Source organism: Arthrobacter parietis (assembly GCF_039530425.1).
In the GTDB taxonomy this organism is placed as follows: Bacteria; Actinomycetota; Actinomycetes; order Actinomycetales; family Micrococcaceae; genus Arthrobacter_D; species Arthrobacter_D parietis.
Genome location: NZ_BAAAON010000001.1, coordinates 256,756 through 271,736, shown reverse-complemented (window position 1 = coordinate 271,736; position 14,981 = coordinate 256,756). Strand labels below are relative to the sequence as shown.

General features: G+C 61.6%; 9 protein-coding genes. 8 read left to right on the top strand and 1 reads right to left on the bottom strand.

What is annotated here, in order from left to right; translation table 11 throughout:
• Positions 1-74: 74 nt before the first annotated feature.
• Both rplJ and rplL read left to right on the top strand, forming a co-directional pair.
• Positions 75-674 carry a 50S ribosomal protein L10 gene (gene rplJ, locus ABFX19_RS01260; RefSeq protein ID WP_056543979.1) on the top strand — a complete coding sequence of 200 codons (600 nt, stop codon included), beginning with the start codon at positions 75-77 and terminating at the stop codon, positions 672-674.
• A 57-nt stretch (positions 675-731) separates the two neighbouring features.
• Complete coding sequence (rplL, locus tag ABFX19_RS01255; RefSeq protein ID WP_056543982.1) at positions 732-1,112, top strand: 50S ribosomal protein L7/L12; 381 nt, start codon at positions 732-734, stop codon at positions 1,110-1,112.
• A 101-nt stretch (positions 1,113-1,213) separates the two neighbouring features.
• On the opposite strand, the gene ABFX19_RS01250 is transcribed toward rplL, so the two are convergent.
• Entirely contained in the window at positions 1,214-2,416 is a 1,203-nt protein-coding gene (locus tag ABFX19_RS01250; RefSeq protein ID WP_056543985.1) for an acetyl-CoA C-acetyltransferase, read from the bottom strand.
• Between the two features lie 399 nt (positions 2,417-2,815).
• On the opposite strand from ABFX19_RS01250, the gene rpoB reads away from it, so the two are divergent.
• From rpoB to tuf, 6 genes are all read left to right on the top strand, one after another.
• The gene (gene rpoB / locus ABFX19_RS01245) at positions 2,816-6,325 is read left to right on the top strand and encodes a DNA-directed RNA polymerase subunit beta (RefSeq protein WP_056543988.1); all 3,510 of its coding nucleotides are present in this window, start codon (positions 2,816-2,818) and stop codon (positions 6,323-6,325) included.
• A 111-nt stretch (positions 6,326-6,436) separates the two neighbouring features.
• Positions 6,437-10,330, top strand: a complete 3,894-nt coding sequence (locus ABFX19_RS01240) for a DNA-directed RNA polymerase subunit beta' (RefSeq protein ID WP_277359146.1) — start codon at positions 6,437-6,439, stop codon at positions 10,328-10,330.
• Positions 10,331-10,683: 353 nt separating this feature from the next.
• Positions 10,684-11,058: a 30S ribosomal protein S12 gene (gene rpsL / locus ABFX19_RS01235; protein ID WP_026531947.1), complete on the top strand. Its 375-nt coding sequence runs from the start codon at positions 10,684-10,686 to the stop codon at positions 11,056-11,058.
• Position 11,059: 1 nt separating this feature from the next.
• Entirely contained in the window at positions 11,060-11,530 is a 471-nt protein-coding gene (rpsG, locus tag ABFX19_RS01230) for a 30S ribosomal protein S7 (RefSeq protein ID WP_056543994.1), read from the top strand.
• Positions 11,531-11,614: 84 nt separating this feature from the next.
• On the top strand, positions 11,615-13,729 hold the full coding sequence (fusA, locus tag ABFX19_RS01225) for an elongation factor G (protein ID WP_056543999.1): 2,115 nt from the start codon (positions 11,615-11,617) through the stop codon (positions 13,727-13,729).
• A gap of 121 nt (positions 13,730-13,850) precedes the next feature.
• Positions 13,851-14,981: elongation factor Tu (gene tuf / locus ABFX19_RS01220; RefSeq protein ID WP_346027197.1), on the top strand; the 1,131-nt coding region annotated here is incomplete at its 3' end.

Here is a 14,981-nt window from a genome sequence, read left to right as displayed (position 1 = left end):
GTCAAGCCCCGTGCATCTGCGCGGGGCGCTTTTATTGGGCCGATCACCGGCACCAATTCCCCGGAAGGAGGGTTATGGCAACGCCAACAAAGGTTTCGGCCGTGGATGAGATCACCACTGATTTCAAGGAATCCACCGCTGCTGTCCTAACCGAATACCGTGGGCTCTCCGTTGCACAGCTTAAGGAACTGCGCCGTTCACTCGGCGCCGAGACCAAATACGCTGTCGTCAAGAACACCCTGACTGGCATTGCAGCCAAGGAAGCCGGCATCGACGCGTTCGAAGGCCAGCTTGCCGGACCCACTGCAATCGCTTTCATCAAGGGTGACGCCGTTGCTGCGGCAAAGAGCCTGACGGATTTCGCGAAGACCAACCCACAGCTCGTCATCAAGACCGGTTACTTCGAGGGCAAGGCCCTCGACGCTACGGCGGTAGTCGCTCTTGCTGCTCTTGAGTCGCGTGAGTTCCAGCTGGCCCGTGTGGCAGGTGTCCTCAAGGCACCCATGTCCGCACTTGCCCGCACCGTCGATGCCCTGCGCATCAAGTTGGAGGAGAACGGGGACGCTGCACCTGCGGCAACCGCCGAAGCTCCCGCGGCAGAGGAGGCACCCGCAGCCGCGGATGCCGCTCCTGCCGAGGCTGCCGAAGAAGCAGCTGCCCCCGAAGAGAAGTAATTCTCACCCACCACACTCCGGTGCCGCGCGCACCACATCAGGAAGGATGCTTTAGCCATGGCAAAGCTCACCAACGAAGAGCTCATTGAAGCCTTCAAGGAACTGTCCATCATCGAACTCTCGGACTTCGTCAAGCTGTTCGAGGAGACCTTCGACGTCACCGCTGCTGCAGTTGCAGTTGCAGGCCCCGGCGGCGGCGGCGCAGGCGAAGCTGCTGAGGAAGAGAAGGATTCCTTCGACGTCATCCTCGAAGCTGCCGGCGACAAGAAGATCGCGGTTATCAAGGAAGTTCGCGCCCTCACCTCCCTCGGCCTGAAAGAGGCCAAGGACGTTGTAGACAGTGCACCGAAGGCTGTTCTCGAAGGCGCCAACAAGGAAACGGCAGAGAAGGCCAAGGAGGCCCTCGAGGCCGCCGGCGCTACCGTCACCCTCAAGTAGGTTCTTCGAACCTTCTAACACAGCCCCGGAACCATCTGGTTCCGGGGCTGTTTTGTGTCTGCGGCCTGATGGTCTGCGGGCACCGCAGAGCACGCCGGGTGTCAGTCGCGGTACAGCAGCAGCGCCTCGCCCTGGCCGCCGCCGCCGCAGAGGGATACCGCGGCTTTTCCGCTGCCTCTGCGCTGCAGTTCCAGTGCCGCATGGAGGGCGAGCCGTGCCCCTGATGCGCCAATAGGGTGGCCGAGCGCGATCGCACCGCCGTGGATATTGCATTTGTCCAGCGGCAGGTCGAGGTCCTTGAGGGATTGGCAGGCAACCGAACCGAAAGCTTCGTTGATCTCGACAAAATCGAGGTCAGCGGTACTCCACCCAGCGCGGTCGAGAGCCTGCTCAATGGCCTTGGACGGCTGGGAGTGCAGGGAATTATCCGGTCCCGCCACCTGGCCGGGGCGCCCTACAACGGCAAGGATCTCCCAGCCGTTGGCTTCCGCATTCTCCCGGCTGGTCAGTACCAGGGCGGCCGCGCCGTCGGACAGTGGGGAGGAGTTCCCCGCAGTGATGGTGCCATCCTTCGCGAAGGCGGGCTTCAATCCGGCGAGGGTTTCGACGGTGGTGTTGGGCCGCAACCCCTCATCCGCGGAGACAACCAGGTCATCGCCCTTGCGCTGCGGAACGTGCACGGGAACAATCTCGTCCTTGAACACTCCGGACTCTGTTGCTGCCGCGGCACGCTGGTGTGAGGATGCTGCGACCTCGTCCTGTGCTGTCCGGTCGATACCCAGGCCCGTGTTGCCGCGTTCGGTCGACGCGCCCATCGATTCGGAGTCGAAAGCGTCGGTGAGGCCGTCGTGCGCAACGGAATCGACTGCGGGCATTGTGCCGTAGGTCCAACCCTGGCGGGCACCCGGAAGCAGGTGCGGACCATGCGTCATGGATTCCTGTCCGCCGGCGACGACGACGCTCGCCTCTCCGCTGCGGATCAGCCGTGCAGCGTCAATCACCGCGGTGAGGCCGGAAAGGCAGACCTTGTTGACCGTCACAGTAGGAACATCCCAGCCGATGCCGGCCTTGATGGAGGTCTGCCGTGCCGGGTTCTGGCCACAACCGGCCTGCACAACGTGCCCCAGGATGACGGCGTCCACATCTGCGGCCGACACTCCGGACCGTTCCAGCGCACCGGCAACGGCGAAGGCGCCAAGCTCGACTGCGGTGAAGGCTGCCAGCTGTCCATTGAGGCGGCCCTGCGGAGTGCGTGCACCGCCTACGATGACAACATCCTGGGGGTTCTGCTCGGGACTGTTCATGGGAGGTTCCGCTCGCTTTCGTCATCGAATTGCACGGCGCATGGTGCTGCCGGCGCGTCCTTCTTCAAGATTACCGCCACACCGTCGCTTTTCAGCTAATGACCATTCACTGAAACCATCTTGCTGCGATCGATTGCCGTCGAACCCGTATACCACATCCGGTTGGACATTGTCGCTACCCTGACGTACAGTAGATATTTGCGTCTTCCCTCATAACCTCAGCCTTCATATAGCGGTGGGCTTTGCCACGCATTCGTCATTTAACGGAAAAGTCGGGTTGCCCTCATTGGCTTCCCTCTGGGCTGTATCCGATGAGCGTATGCGGGCGTCAGGTTGGCACCTAACCGGTGCAGGGAGTGATCGTAAGAACACGCCTGTTGGTCTGTGGAAGGATCCCTCTTGGTCGCCCCGAGCACCTCACTTAATGCAACCGCTACCAGCCAGGTCGACGCCGACGGCGCCGCACCCCGGCTATCATTCGCAAAGATTCACGAACCGCTGGACGTTCCCAATCTTCTCGCCCTGCAGACAGACAGCTTTGACTGGCTGGTAGGCAACGAGCGCTGGAAGGCGCGAGTTGAAGAAGCGCTGAAGCAGGGCCTCCAGGGTGTGGCCACCACTTCCGGCCTCGCTGACATCTTCGAAGAGATTTCTCCGATCGAGGACTTCCAGGGCACCATGTCCCTGAGCTTCTCGGAGCCTGAATTCGCTGATCCGAAGTACACCATGGCTGAGTGCAAGGACCGCGACGCAACCTACGCGGCCCCGCTGTACGTCAAGGCCGAGTTCATGAACAACAACACGGGCGAGATCAAGCAGCAGACCGTGTTCATGGGCGACTTCCCGCTGATGACGGAGAAGGGTACGTTCGTCATCAACGGCACCGAGCGTGTCGTTGTCTCCCAGCTCGTTCGTTCCCCCGGCGCATACTTTGAGCGCGCTGCGGACAAGACCAGTGACAAGGACATCTTCAGCGCGAAGATCATCCCGTCTCGTGGTGCCTGGTTCGAGCTCGAGATCGACAAGCGCGATCAGGTTGGCGTACGCCTTGACCGCAAGCGCAAGCAGTCGGTCACCGTGCTCCTCAAGGCCCTTGGCTGGACTGAAGGCCAGATCCTCGAGACATTCGGCGAGTATGACTCCATCCGCGCCACCCTCGAGAAGGACGCTACGGAGACCCAGGAAGACGCCTTGCTGGATATCTACCGCAAGCTCCGCCCGGGAGAGCCGCCCACGGTCGAGGCTGCCAAGACGCTGCTGGATAACCTGTACTTCAACTCCAAGCGCTATGACCTGGCGAAGGTTGGCCGGTACAAGATCAACCGCAAACTCGGCATCGACAAGAACCTCGGTGATTCTGACGCCTCGGTCCTGAACATCGATGACATCGTCGCGATGATCAAGTTCCTGGTTGCACTGCACGCCGGGGAAACCACCCTGACGGGCAAGCGTGACGGCGAAGACGTGGAGCTGCGCGTTGAGGTCGATGACATCGACCACTTCGGCAACCGCCGCATCCGCGCCGTCGGTGAGCTCATCGAGAACCAGGTCCGCACCGGCCTGTCCCGTATGGAGCGCGTTGTCCGCGAGCGGATGACCACCCAGGACGTCGAGGCGATCACGCCGCAGACCCTGATCAACATCCGCCCGGTTGTCGCTGCGATCAAGGAATTCTTCGGAACTTCCCAGCTATCGCAGTTCATGGACCAGAACAACCCGCTCGCCGGACTGACGCACAAGCGCCGCCTGTCCGCGCTGGGCCCGGGTGGTCTTTCCCGTGACCGCGCCGGCATGGAGGTCCGTGACGTTCACCCGTCCCACTACGGCCGCATGTGCCCGATCGAAACTCCTGAAGGCCCGAACATCGGCCTGATCGGCTCGCTGGCATCCTACGGCCGGATCAACACCTTCGGTTTCATCGAGACCCCGTACCGCAAGGTTGAGAACGGCGTCGTCACCGACCAGATCGACTACCTCACGGCAGACGACGAGGTTGAGCGGCTGATTGCCCAGGCAAACGCGCCGCTCGATTCGAACAACAAGTTCGAAGAGGACATGGTCCTCGTGCGTACCCGAGGTGGTTCAGGCGAGCCCGTTCTCGTCGAAGCCGCCGACGTTGAGTACATGGATGTCTCCCCGCGCCAGATGGTGTCCGTCGCAACCGCGATGATCCCGTTCCTGGAGCACGACGACGCCAACCGCGCCCTCATGGGTGCGAACATGCAGCGTCAGGCCGTGCCCCTGCTCCGTTCCGAGCGGCCCCTCGTGGGCACCGGTATGGAGCGGAACGCCGCCGTTGACGCCGGTGACGCCGTAACGGCCAACAAAGCTGGTGTGGTGTCAGAGGTATCGGCTGATCTGGTGACCGTCCTGAATGATGACGGCACCGAGACCAACTACCCGATCATGAAGTTCGCGCGCTCCAACCAGGGCAACGCCTACAACCAGCGTGTGCTGGTTGGCGAGGGCGACCGCGTCGAGTACAACACGATCATCGCGGACGGTCCCTCCACGGACCAGGGCGAGCTCGCGCTCGGCAAGAACATGCTCGTTGCGTTCATGTCCTGGGAAGGCCACAACTTCGAGGACGCGATCATCCTGTCCCAGCGCATCGTCTCCGACGATGTCCTGACCTCGATCCACATCGAGGAGCACGAGGTTGACGCCCGCGACACCAAGCTTGGTGCCGAGGAAATCACCCGCGACATCCCGAACGTCTCCGAAGAGGTGCTTGGCGCGCTCGATGAGCGCGGCATCATCCACATCGGTGCGGAGGTCGAGGCCGGCGACATCCTGGTTGGCCGTGTTACCCCCAAGGGTGAAACGGAACTGACCCCGGAAGAGCGCCTGCTGCGTGCCATCTTCGGCGAGAAGAGCCGCGAGGTTCGCGACACATCGCTGAAGGTTCCCCACGGGGAATCCGGCACGGTCATCGGTGTCCGCATCTTCGACCGCGACAATGACGACGAGCTGCCCCCGGGCGTCAACCAGCTGGTGCGCGTCTACGTTGCCCAGAAGCGCAAGATCACGGACGGCGACAAGCTGGCCGGCCGTCATGGCAACAAGGGCGTCATCTCCAAGATCCTGCCGATCGAGGACATGCCGTTCCTCGAGGACGGAACCCCTGTCGATATCGTCCTGAACCCGCTGGGTGTTCCGGGCCGTATGAACGTCGGCCAGGTCCTCGAGATCCACCTTGGATGGGCTGCCAAGCAGGGCTGGAAGATCGAGGGCGAGCCCGAGTGGCTCAAGAACCTTCCGAACCTTCCCCGGGAGATTGACACCACCACCGTCGCAACACCAGTGTTCGACGGCGCTACCGAGGACGAGATCGTCGGTCTTCTTGGTTCCACGAACGTCACCCGCGACGGACACCGCCTCATCGGCGAGTCCGGCAAGGCACGCATGTTCGACGGCCGCTCCGGCGAGCCGTTCCCGGATCCGATCTCCGTTGGCTACATGTACATCCTGAAGCTCCACCACCTGGTGGATGACAAGATTCACGCCCGGTCCACCGGCCCGTACTCGATGATCACGCAGCAGCCGCTGGGTGGTAAGGCGCAGTTCGGCGGCCAGCGCTTCGGTGAGATGGAAGTGTGGGCCCTTGAGGCTTACGGTGCGGCTTACACGCTGCAGGAACTCCTGACCATCAAGTCTGATGACATCCACGGACGCGTCAAGGTGTACGAGGCAATCGTCAAGGGCGAGAACATCCCCGAGCCGGGTGTTCCGGAATCCTTCAAGGTTCTGATCAAGGAAATGCAGTCGCTGTGCCTGAACGTGGAAGTACTTTCCACGGACGGCACCACGATCGAGATGCGTGACTCGGATGAAGAAGTCTTCCGGGCCGCGGAAGAGCTGGGCATCGACCTCTCACGGGCCGAGCCGAGTTCCGTCGAAGAGGTTTAGCTTTCACAGCGCCGAGCCGGCGTTCGATTGAACGCCGGTTCGGTGCACCCCTCCTCGCCCCGCACCCATAAGACTTTGTGAATTTAGAGAATAAAGAGAGACAGGGACCATATGTCCAGCGAATCCTCATTCGGCCACATGCGAATCGGCCTGGCCACCGCGGAAGAGATCCGCGGTTGGTCGTACGGCGAAGTCAAGAAGCCGGAAACCATCAACTACCGCACCCTCAAGCCTGAGAAGGACGGACTCTTCTGCGAGAAGATCTTCGGCCCATCGCGTGACTGGGAATGCTACTGCGGCAAGTACAAGCGCGTGCGTTTCAAGGGAATCATCTGTGAGCGGTGTGGCGTTGAGGTCACCCGTGCCAAGGTGCGCCGTGAGCGCATGGGCCACATCGAGCTGGCCGCTCCCGTGACACACATCTGGTACTTCAAGGGCGTTCCGTCGCGTCTTGGCTACCTCCTTGATTTGGCACCGAAAGACCTGGAAAAGGTCATCTATTTCGCCGCCTACATGATCACCTCGGTGGACGAGGAGAACCGTCACGCCGAACTGCCTAACCTCCAGGCCGAACACGACCTCGAGAAGAAGCAGCTCGTCGACCAGCGGGACTCCGACATCGCTGCCATCGCCCGCGACCTCGAGGACGAGCTTGCCCGTCTTGAGGGTGAAGGCGCCAAGGCTGCGGACAAGAAGAAGGCACGTGACTCGGCGGACCGCCAGATGGCGAACCTCCGCAAGCGTGCGGATGCTGAGATCGAGCGCCTCGAGCAGGTCTGGGACCGCTTCAAGACCCTCAAGGTTGCAGACCTCGAAGGTGACGAGGGCCTCTACCGTGAGCTCCGCGACCGCTACGGTCTGTACTTCGAGGGCTCCATGGGAGCCGAGGCTATCAAGAAGCGCCTCGAGAACTTCGACATGCAGGCTGAGGCCGCGCTGCTCCGCGACATCATCCAGAATGGCAAGGGCCAGCGCAAGACCCGCGCCCTGAAGCGCCTGAAGGTTGTCAACGCGTTCCTGACCACCACCAACAGCCCGCTGGGCATGGTGCTCGATGCCGTACCGGTGATCCCGCCGGAACTGCGCCCGATGGTTCAGCTGGACGGTGGCCGCTTCGCGACCTCCGACCTGAACGACCTGTACCGTCGCGTGATCAACCGCAACAACCGCCTGAAGCGCCTGCTCGATCTCGGCGCACCCGAGATCATCGTGAACAACGAAAAGCGCATGCTCCAGGAAGCTGTTGATTCCCTGTTCGACAACGGTCGTCGCGGACGTCCGGTCACCGGGCCGGGCAACCGCCCGCTGAAGTCGCTCTCTGACATGCTCAAGGGCAAGCAGGGCCGCTTCCGCCAGAACCTCCTTGGCAAGCGCGTCGACTACTCGGGCCGTTCGGTCATCGTCGTTGGTCCGCAGCTGAAGCTGCACCAGTGTGGTCTGCCCAAGCAGATGGCTCTGGAGCTCTTCAAGCCGTTCGTGATGAAGCGTCTGGTTGACCTCAACCACGCTCAGAACATCAAGAGCGCGAAGCGCATGGTTGAGCGTTATCGCCCGCAGGTCTGGGATGTCCTTGAAGAGATCATCACCGAGCACCCCGTGCTGCTGAACCGTGCGCCTACCCTGCACCGTCTCGGCATCCAGGCGTTCGAGCCGCAGCTGGTTGAAGGCAAGGCCCTTCAGCTTCACCCGCTGGTCTGTGGCGCGTTCAACGCTGACTTCGACGGCGACCAGATGGCAGTGCACCTGCCGCTGAGCCCGGAGGCCCAGGCTGAGGCACGCATCCTGATGCTGTCCTCGAACAACATCCTGAAGCCTTCGGACGGCCGTCCGGTGACCCTTCCTTCGCAGGACATGATCATCGGTCTGCACCACCTGACCACCAAGCGTGAGGGTTCGGCAGGGGAGGGACGTATCTTCTCCAGCCCGGCTGAGGCGATCATGGCCTTCGACTCCGGCGAGCTGCACCTGAACTCGGTCGTGAAGATTCGTGTTCCGCACTTCATTCCGGGTCCTGACACCACAGCCCCCGAAGGCTGGGAAGAAGGCACTCCGGCGCTGATCGAAACCTCGCTCGGCCAGGTCCTGTTCAACGACACTTTGCCTGAGGATTACCCCTGGGTGGACAAGGTCGCTGACAAGGGTGAGCTCTCCACGATCGTGAACGATCTCGCCGAGCGCTACCCGAAGGTCGTCACCGCGGCAACGCTGGACAACCTGAAGGACGCCGGTTTCTACTGGGCAACCCGTTCAGGCGTGACCGTGGCCATCTCCGACATCTCCGCGCCGATCAACAAGGCCGGAATCATGGAGGGCTACGAGACGCAGGCAGCCAAGGTGCAGTCGCAGTTCGACAAGGGCCTCATCGCTGATGAGGAACGCCGTCAGGAACTGATCGACATCTGGAACAAGGCAACCAACGAGGTAGCCGAGTCCATGCGCGGTGCAATGCCGAAGGACAACACCATCAACCGCATGGTGTCTTCCGGCGCCCGTGGTAACTGGCTGCAGGTTCGTCAGATCGCCGGTATCCGTGGCCTGGTGGCAAACCCCAAGGGTGAGATCATCCCGCGTCCGATCAAGTCCTCCTACCGTGAGGGCCTGTCGGTTCTGGAGTACTTCATCGCCACGCACGGTGCCCGTAAGGGTCTCGCCGATACCGCTCTGCGTACCGCGAACTCTGGTTACCTGACCCGTCGTCTCGTGGACGTGTCCCAGGACGTCATCGTCCGCGAGGACGATTGCGGTACCGAGCGCGGTCTGAATGTCACCATCGCTGTACCGAATCACGACGGCGAGCTCGTCCTGCATGAGGAAGTCGAGAACTCGGCTTACGCACGCACGCTGGCCACCGACGTCGTTGATTCCAAGGGCGAGGTGTTGGCTCCTGCTGCCTCCGACGTCGGCGACGTGCTGATCGGCAAGCTGTTTGCGGCTGGAGTGACGGACATCAAGGTCCGCTCGGTCCTGACGTGTGAGTCCAGTGTCGGTACCTGCGCACTGTGCTACGGCCGTTCGCTGGCCACCGGCAAGACCGTGGACATCGGTGAAGCAGTCGGCATCATCGCTGCGCAGTCCATCGGTGAGCCGGGCACGCAGTTGACCATGCGTACCTTCCACACCGGTGGTGTTGCATCGGCGGAAGACATCACCCAGGGTCTGCCCCGTATCCAGGAGCTCTTCGAAGCGCGTACGCCCAAGGGTGTCGCGCCGATCTCCGAGGTCGCCGGACGGGTCACCATCGAGGACGCAGAGAAGCAGTTGCGCCTCGTGGTCACTCCGGACGACGGCTCCGAAGAGATCGCCTACCCGGTACTGCGGCGTGCACGCCTACTGGTAGCCGACGGCGATCACGTCGAGGTTGGCCAGCAGCTGGTCTTCGGTGCGGTTGATCCCAAGCAGATTCTCCGCATCCTCGGCCCGCGCAAGGCACAGGAATTCCTGGTGGACGAGGTTCAGCGCGTGTACCGCAGCCAGGGCGTCGGCATCCACGACAAGCACGTGGAAGTTATCGTCCGGCAGATGCTGCGGCGCGTCACGGTCATCGAGTCCGGGGACTCGGACCTGCTCCCGGGTGAGCTGGCCGAGCGTCGCCGGTTCGAGAACGAGAACCGCCGCGTGGTGTCCGAGGGCAAGAAGCCTGCTTCAGGCAGGCCCGAGCTCATGGGTATCACCAAGGCCTCCCTCGCCACGGAGTCCTGGCTGTCAGCCGCTTCCTTCCAGGAGACCACGCGTGTCCTCACGCAGGCCGCCATGGAAGGCAAGAGTGATCCGCTGCTCGGCCTGAAGGAGAACGTGATCATCGGTAAGCTCATCCCGGCCGGCACCGGCCTGGACCGCTACACGAAGATCACGGTCGAGCCCACCGAGGAAGCCAAGGCCAACCTGTTCACCGGTCCGAGCGCGTTCAGCGACTTTGACTATGCAGGTGTCGACGGCGGACTCAGCCCTGAGTTCCATGCCATCCCGCTGGATGACTATGACATGGGATCGAGCGACTTCCGCTAGGAGACATTTCCTTCCTGAGTGAGTGAAGGGGCCCGGACAGCAGATTCCACTGCAGTCCGGGCCCCTTTACCATGCCGTTCCAGTCACGACGCCCAATCTGTTAGACTTGTTGGGAATTGTTTGTGTGGCAGTGGATCGGCGTCTTCGGCTTGAGTCTTCGACGTATCTCCGTGTTGTAGGGAACTTGTACAACGAATGCCACATTTTTGCACGCCTACGGTCGTTTTACTCTTATCTCGCGTAGGCACGCCAAACGACTGACAAGCTCTGATTCGCCAACCGGCCGCGCGCCGGCGGTGCGATGCGGAGTCAGCAGAGATCTGATCTCGAGACAACATACGGAGAACTGAGAAGTGCCTACCATTAACCAGCTGGTCCGTAAGGGCCGGTCACCTAAGGTCTCCAAGACCAAGGCGCCCGCACTGCAGGGCAGCCCCATGAAGCGCGGTGTCTGCACCCGTGTCTACACCACCACCCCGAAGAAGCCGAACTCGGCTCTGCGGAAGGTCGCACGTGTTCGCCTCAACGGCGGCATCGAAGTAACCGCCTACATCCCGGGTGTCGGCCACAACCTCCAGGAGCACTCCATCGTGCTCGTGCGCGGCGGTCGTGTGAAGGACCTCCCCGGTGTGCGTTACAAGATTGTCCGTGGCGCACTGGATACCCAGGGCGTGAAGAACCGCAAGCAGGCTCGCAGCCGCTACGGCGCAAAGATGGAGAAGAAGTAATATGCCTCGTAAGGGCCCGGCCCCCAAGCGGCCGCTCGTTGTAGATCCCGTTTACGGATCCCCCCTGGTCACGCAGTTGATCAACAAGGTGCTCGTTGACGGCAAGAAGTCCACCGCCGAGCGCATCGTCTACGGCGCACTCGAAGGTGCCCGTGCCAAGTCCGGCGGCGATCCCGTGGCAGCTCTCAAGAAGGCCATGGAGAACGTCAAGCCAAGCCTTGAGGTTCGCTCCCGCCGTGTCGGTGGAGCCACGTACCAGGTTCCCGTGGAGGTCAAGCCGGGCCGTTCCACCGCCCTGGCCCTCCGCTGGCTGGTTGGCTACTCGAAGGCCCGCCGCGAGAAGACCATGACCGAGCGTCTCCAGAACGAGATCCTCGACGCTTCAAACGGTCTGGGTGCCGCTGTGAAGCGCCGCGAAGACACGCACAAGATGGCCGAGTCCAACAAGGCCTTCGCTCACTACCGCTGGTAATCGCGCTGCCGGTCTTTCCTACCGCTTCGGCGGTGCGGGGGACCGGCGGTCCAGCAGAACTCCACCTTAGATAAGGGAGACACCGTGGCACAGGACGTGCTTACCGACCTCAACAAGGTCCGCAATATCGGCATCATGGCCCACATTGATGCCGGCAAGACCACTACTACCGAGCGCATCCTGTTCTACACGGGTGTCAACCACAAGATCGGCGAAACGCACGACGGCGCTTCAACGACCGACTGGATGGAACAGGAAAAAGAGCGCGGCATCACCATCACCAGTGCCGCGGTGACCTGCTTCTGGGAACAGAACCAGATCAACATCATTGACACCCCCGGTCACGTCGACTTCACCGTTGAGGTTGAGCGCTCCCTGCGCGTCCTCGACGGCGCAGTCGCTGTGTTCGACGGCAAGGAGGGCGTAGAGCCCCAGTCCGAAACCGTCTGGCGCCAGGCGGACAAGTATGAAGTGCCCCGCATCTGCTTCGTCAACAAGATGGACAAGCTGGGCGCTGACTTCTACTTCACCGTGGACACCATCATCAGCCGCCTGGGCGCGAAGCCGCTCGTCATGCAGCTGCCGATCGGCGCCGAGAATGACTTCATCGGCGTTGTCGACCTGCTGTACATGCGTGCACTTGTCTGGCCCGGTGACTCCAAGGGTGACGTGACCATGGGCGCCAAGTATGAGATCCAGGAGATCCCGGCTGACCTCCAGGCCAAGGCTGAGGAATACCGCGCAGCCCTGGTCGAGGCCGTTGCTGAGTCTTCCGATGAGCTGATGAACAAGTACCTCGAGGGCGAAGAGCCCACCATCGAGGAGCTGAAGGCCGGTATCCGTAAGTTGACCATCAACTCGGAGATCTACCCGGTACTGTGCGGCTCTGCCTTCAAGAACCGCGGAGTTCAGCCGATGCTCGACGCCGTCATCGACTACCTGCCTTCCCCGCTGGATGTGCCTCCCATGGTCGGGCACGATCCCCGCGACGAGGAGACCGCGCTGACGCGCCAGCCGAGCACCGAGGAACCCTTCTCGGCGCTGGCATTCAAGGTTGCAACCCACCCGTTCTTCGGTCAGCTGACGTTCGTCCGGGTGTACTCCGGGCATGTCACGGCCGGCACGCAGGTTGTGAACTCGACCAAGGGTAAGAAGGAGCGCATCGGAAAGCTGTTCCAGATGCACGCCAACAAGGAAATTCCGGTTGACGAAGCCTTCGCTGGTCACATCTACGCGGCAATCGGACTGAAGGACACCACTACCGGTGACACCCTGTCTGATTCTGCCAACCAGATCGTCCTCGAGTCGATGAGCTTCCCGGAGCCGGTCATCTCGGTTGCGATCGAGCCGAAGACCAAGGGCGACCAGGAGAAGCTTTCCACTGCTATCCAGAAGCTTTCGGCTGAGGATCCCACCTTCCAGGTGTCCCTCAACGAGGACACTGGCCAGACCATCATCGCCGGCATGGGCGAGCTTCACCTGGACATCCTGGTAGACCGTATGCGCCGTGAGTTCAAGGTCGAGGCCAATGTCGGCAAGCCGCAGGTCGCGTACCGTGAAACCATTCGCGGCACTGTGCAGAAGCATGATTACACCCACAAGAAGCAGACGGGTGGATCGGGACAGTTCGCGAAGATCCAGATCAGGATCGAGCCGATGGACACGTCCGAGGGCGAGATGTATGCCTTCGAGAACAAGGTCACCGGTGGCCGCGTTCCGCGCGAGTACATCCCGAGTGTCGATGCCGGCATCCAGGACGCGCTCAACGACGGCATCCTGGCTGGCTACCCGGTGGTCGGTATCAAGGCAACGCTGCTTGACGGCGCATACCATGATGTTGACTCCTCCGAAATGGCCTTCAAGATCGCCGGTCGCATGGCGTTCAAGGAAGCTGCCCGCATGGCAAAGCCCGTGCTGCTCGAACCGCTGATGGAGGTGGAAGTCCGCACGCCTGAGGAATACATGGGTGATGTGATCGGCGACCTCAACTCCCGCCGCGGCCAGATGCAGTCCATGGAGGACGCAAGCGGTGTCAAGGTCATCAAGGCGCATGTGCCGCTGTCCGGCATGTTCGGGTACATCGGCGACCTGCGTTCGAAGACCCAGGGCCGCGCTGTCTACTCAATGCAGTTCGACAGCTACTCGGAGGTCCCGAAGGCAGTAGCCGACGAGATCATCCAGAAGACTCGCGGAGAGTAATCCCGGCTCGTCCGGACAGTAATTTCACCAAAATAAAAGCCCCCAGTAGACTTGCATGAGTTTCAGCCGCGAAAAGCGTGGCTGGGGAGTAAGTCTTCTAAAAACGTTCTAGGAGGAACCCGTGGCGAAGGCAAAGTTCGAGCGGACTAAGCCGCACGTTAACATCGGCACCATTGGTCACGTTGACCATGGAAAGACCACGTTGACGGCTGCCATTTCCAAGGTGCTGTATGACAAGTACCCCAACCTCAACGAGGCACGGGACTTCGCGTCCATCGACTCGGCTCCCGAGGAGAAGCAGCGCGGCATCACCATCAACATCTCGCATGTTGAGTACCAGACCGAGAAGCGCCACTATGCACACGTAGACGCTCCCGGCCACGCTGACTACATCAAGAACATGATCACCGGTGCCGCGCAGATGGACGGAGCAATCCTTGTGGTTGCTGCGACCGACGGCCCGATGGCCCAGACCCGCGAGCACGTTCTGCTTGCCCGCCAGGTTGGTGTTCCCTACCTGCTGGTCGCGCTGAACAAGTCCGACATGGTCGAGGATGAGGAACTGCTCGACCTCGTGGAGATGGAAGTTCGCGAGCTGCTCAGTGCGCAGGGCTTCGACGGCGACGATGCACCTGTGGTGCGCGTTTCCGGCCTGAAGGCTCTCGAAGGGGACCCCGAGTGGGTCAAGTCCGTCGAGGACCTGATGGATGCTGTGGACAACAGCGTTCCGGACCCCGTCCGCGACAAGGACAAGCCGTTCCTGATGCCGGTTGAGGATGTTTTCACCATCACCGGTCGTGGAACCGTTGTCACGGGCCGCGCCGAGCGTGGAACCCTGAAGATCAACTCGGAAATCGAGATCGTCGGAATCCGTCCGGTTCAGAAGACCACGGTTACCGGTATCGAGATGTTCCACAAGCAGCTCGACGAGGCCTGGGCCGGCGAGAACTGTGGTCTGCTGCTTCGCGGTATCAAGCGCGAAGACGTAGAGCGTGGCCAGGTTATCGTCAAGCCGGGTTCGATCACCCCGCACACCGATTTCGAGGCCAACGTCTACATCCTGGCCAAGGACGAGGGCGGTCGTCACAACCCGTTCTACTCCAACTACCGCCCGCAGTTCTACTTCCGTACCACTGACGTCACCGGTGTCATCACCCTCCCCGAGGGCACCGAAATGGTCATGCCTGGCGACAACACTGAGATGACCGTTGCGCTCATCCAGCCCATCGCCATGGAAGAAGGCCTCGGCTTC

Excerpts from the sequence above, each read along its gene's own strand:
- rplJ (WP_056543979.1), top strand. The coding sequence starts at position 75 with ATGGCAACGCCAACAAAGGTTTCGGCCGTGGATGAGATCACCACTGAT.
- ABFX19_RS01240 (WP_277359146.1), top strand. The coding sequence starts at position 6,437 with ATGTCCAGCGAATCCTCATTCGGCCACATGCGAATCGGCCTGGCCACC.
- ABFX19_RS01250 (WP_056543985.1), bottom strand. The coding sequence starts at position 2,416 with ATGAACAGTCCCGAGCAGAACCCCCAGGATGTTGTCATCGTAGGCGGT.
- rplL (WP_056543982.1), top strand. The coding sequence starts at position 732 with ATGGCAAAGCTCACCAACGAAGAGCTCATTGAAGCCTTCAAGGAACTG.
- rpsG (WP_056543994.1), top strand. The coding sequence starts at position 11,060 with ATGCCTCGTAAGGGCCCGGCCCCCAAGCGGCCGCTCGTTGTAGATCCC.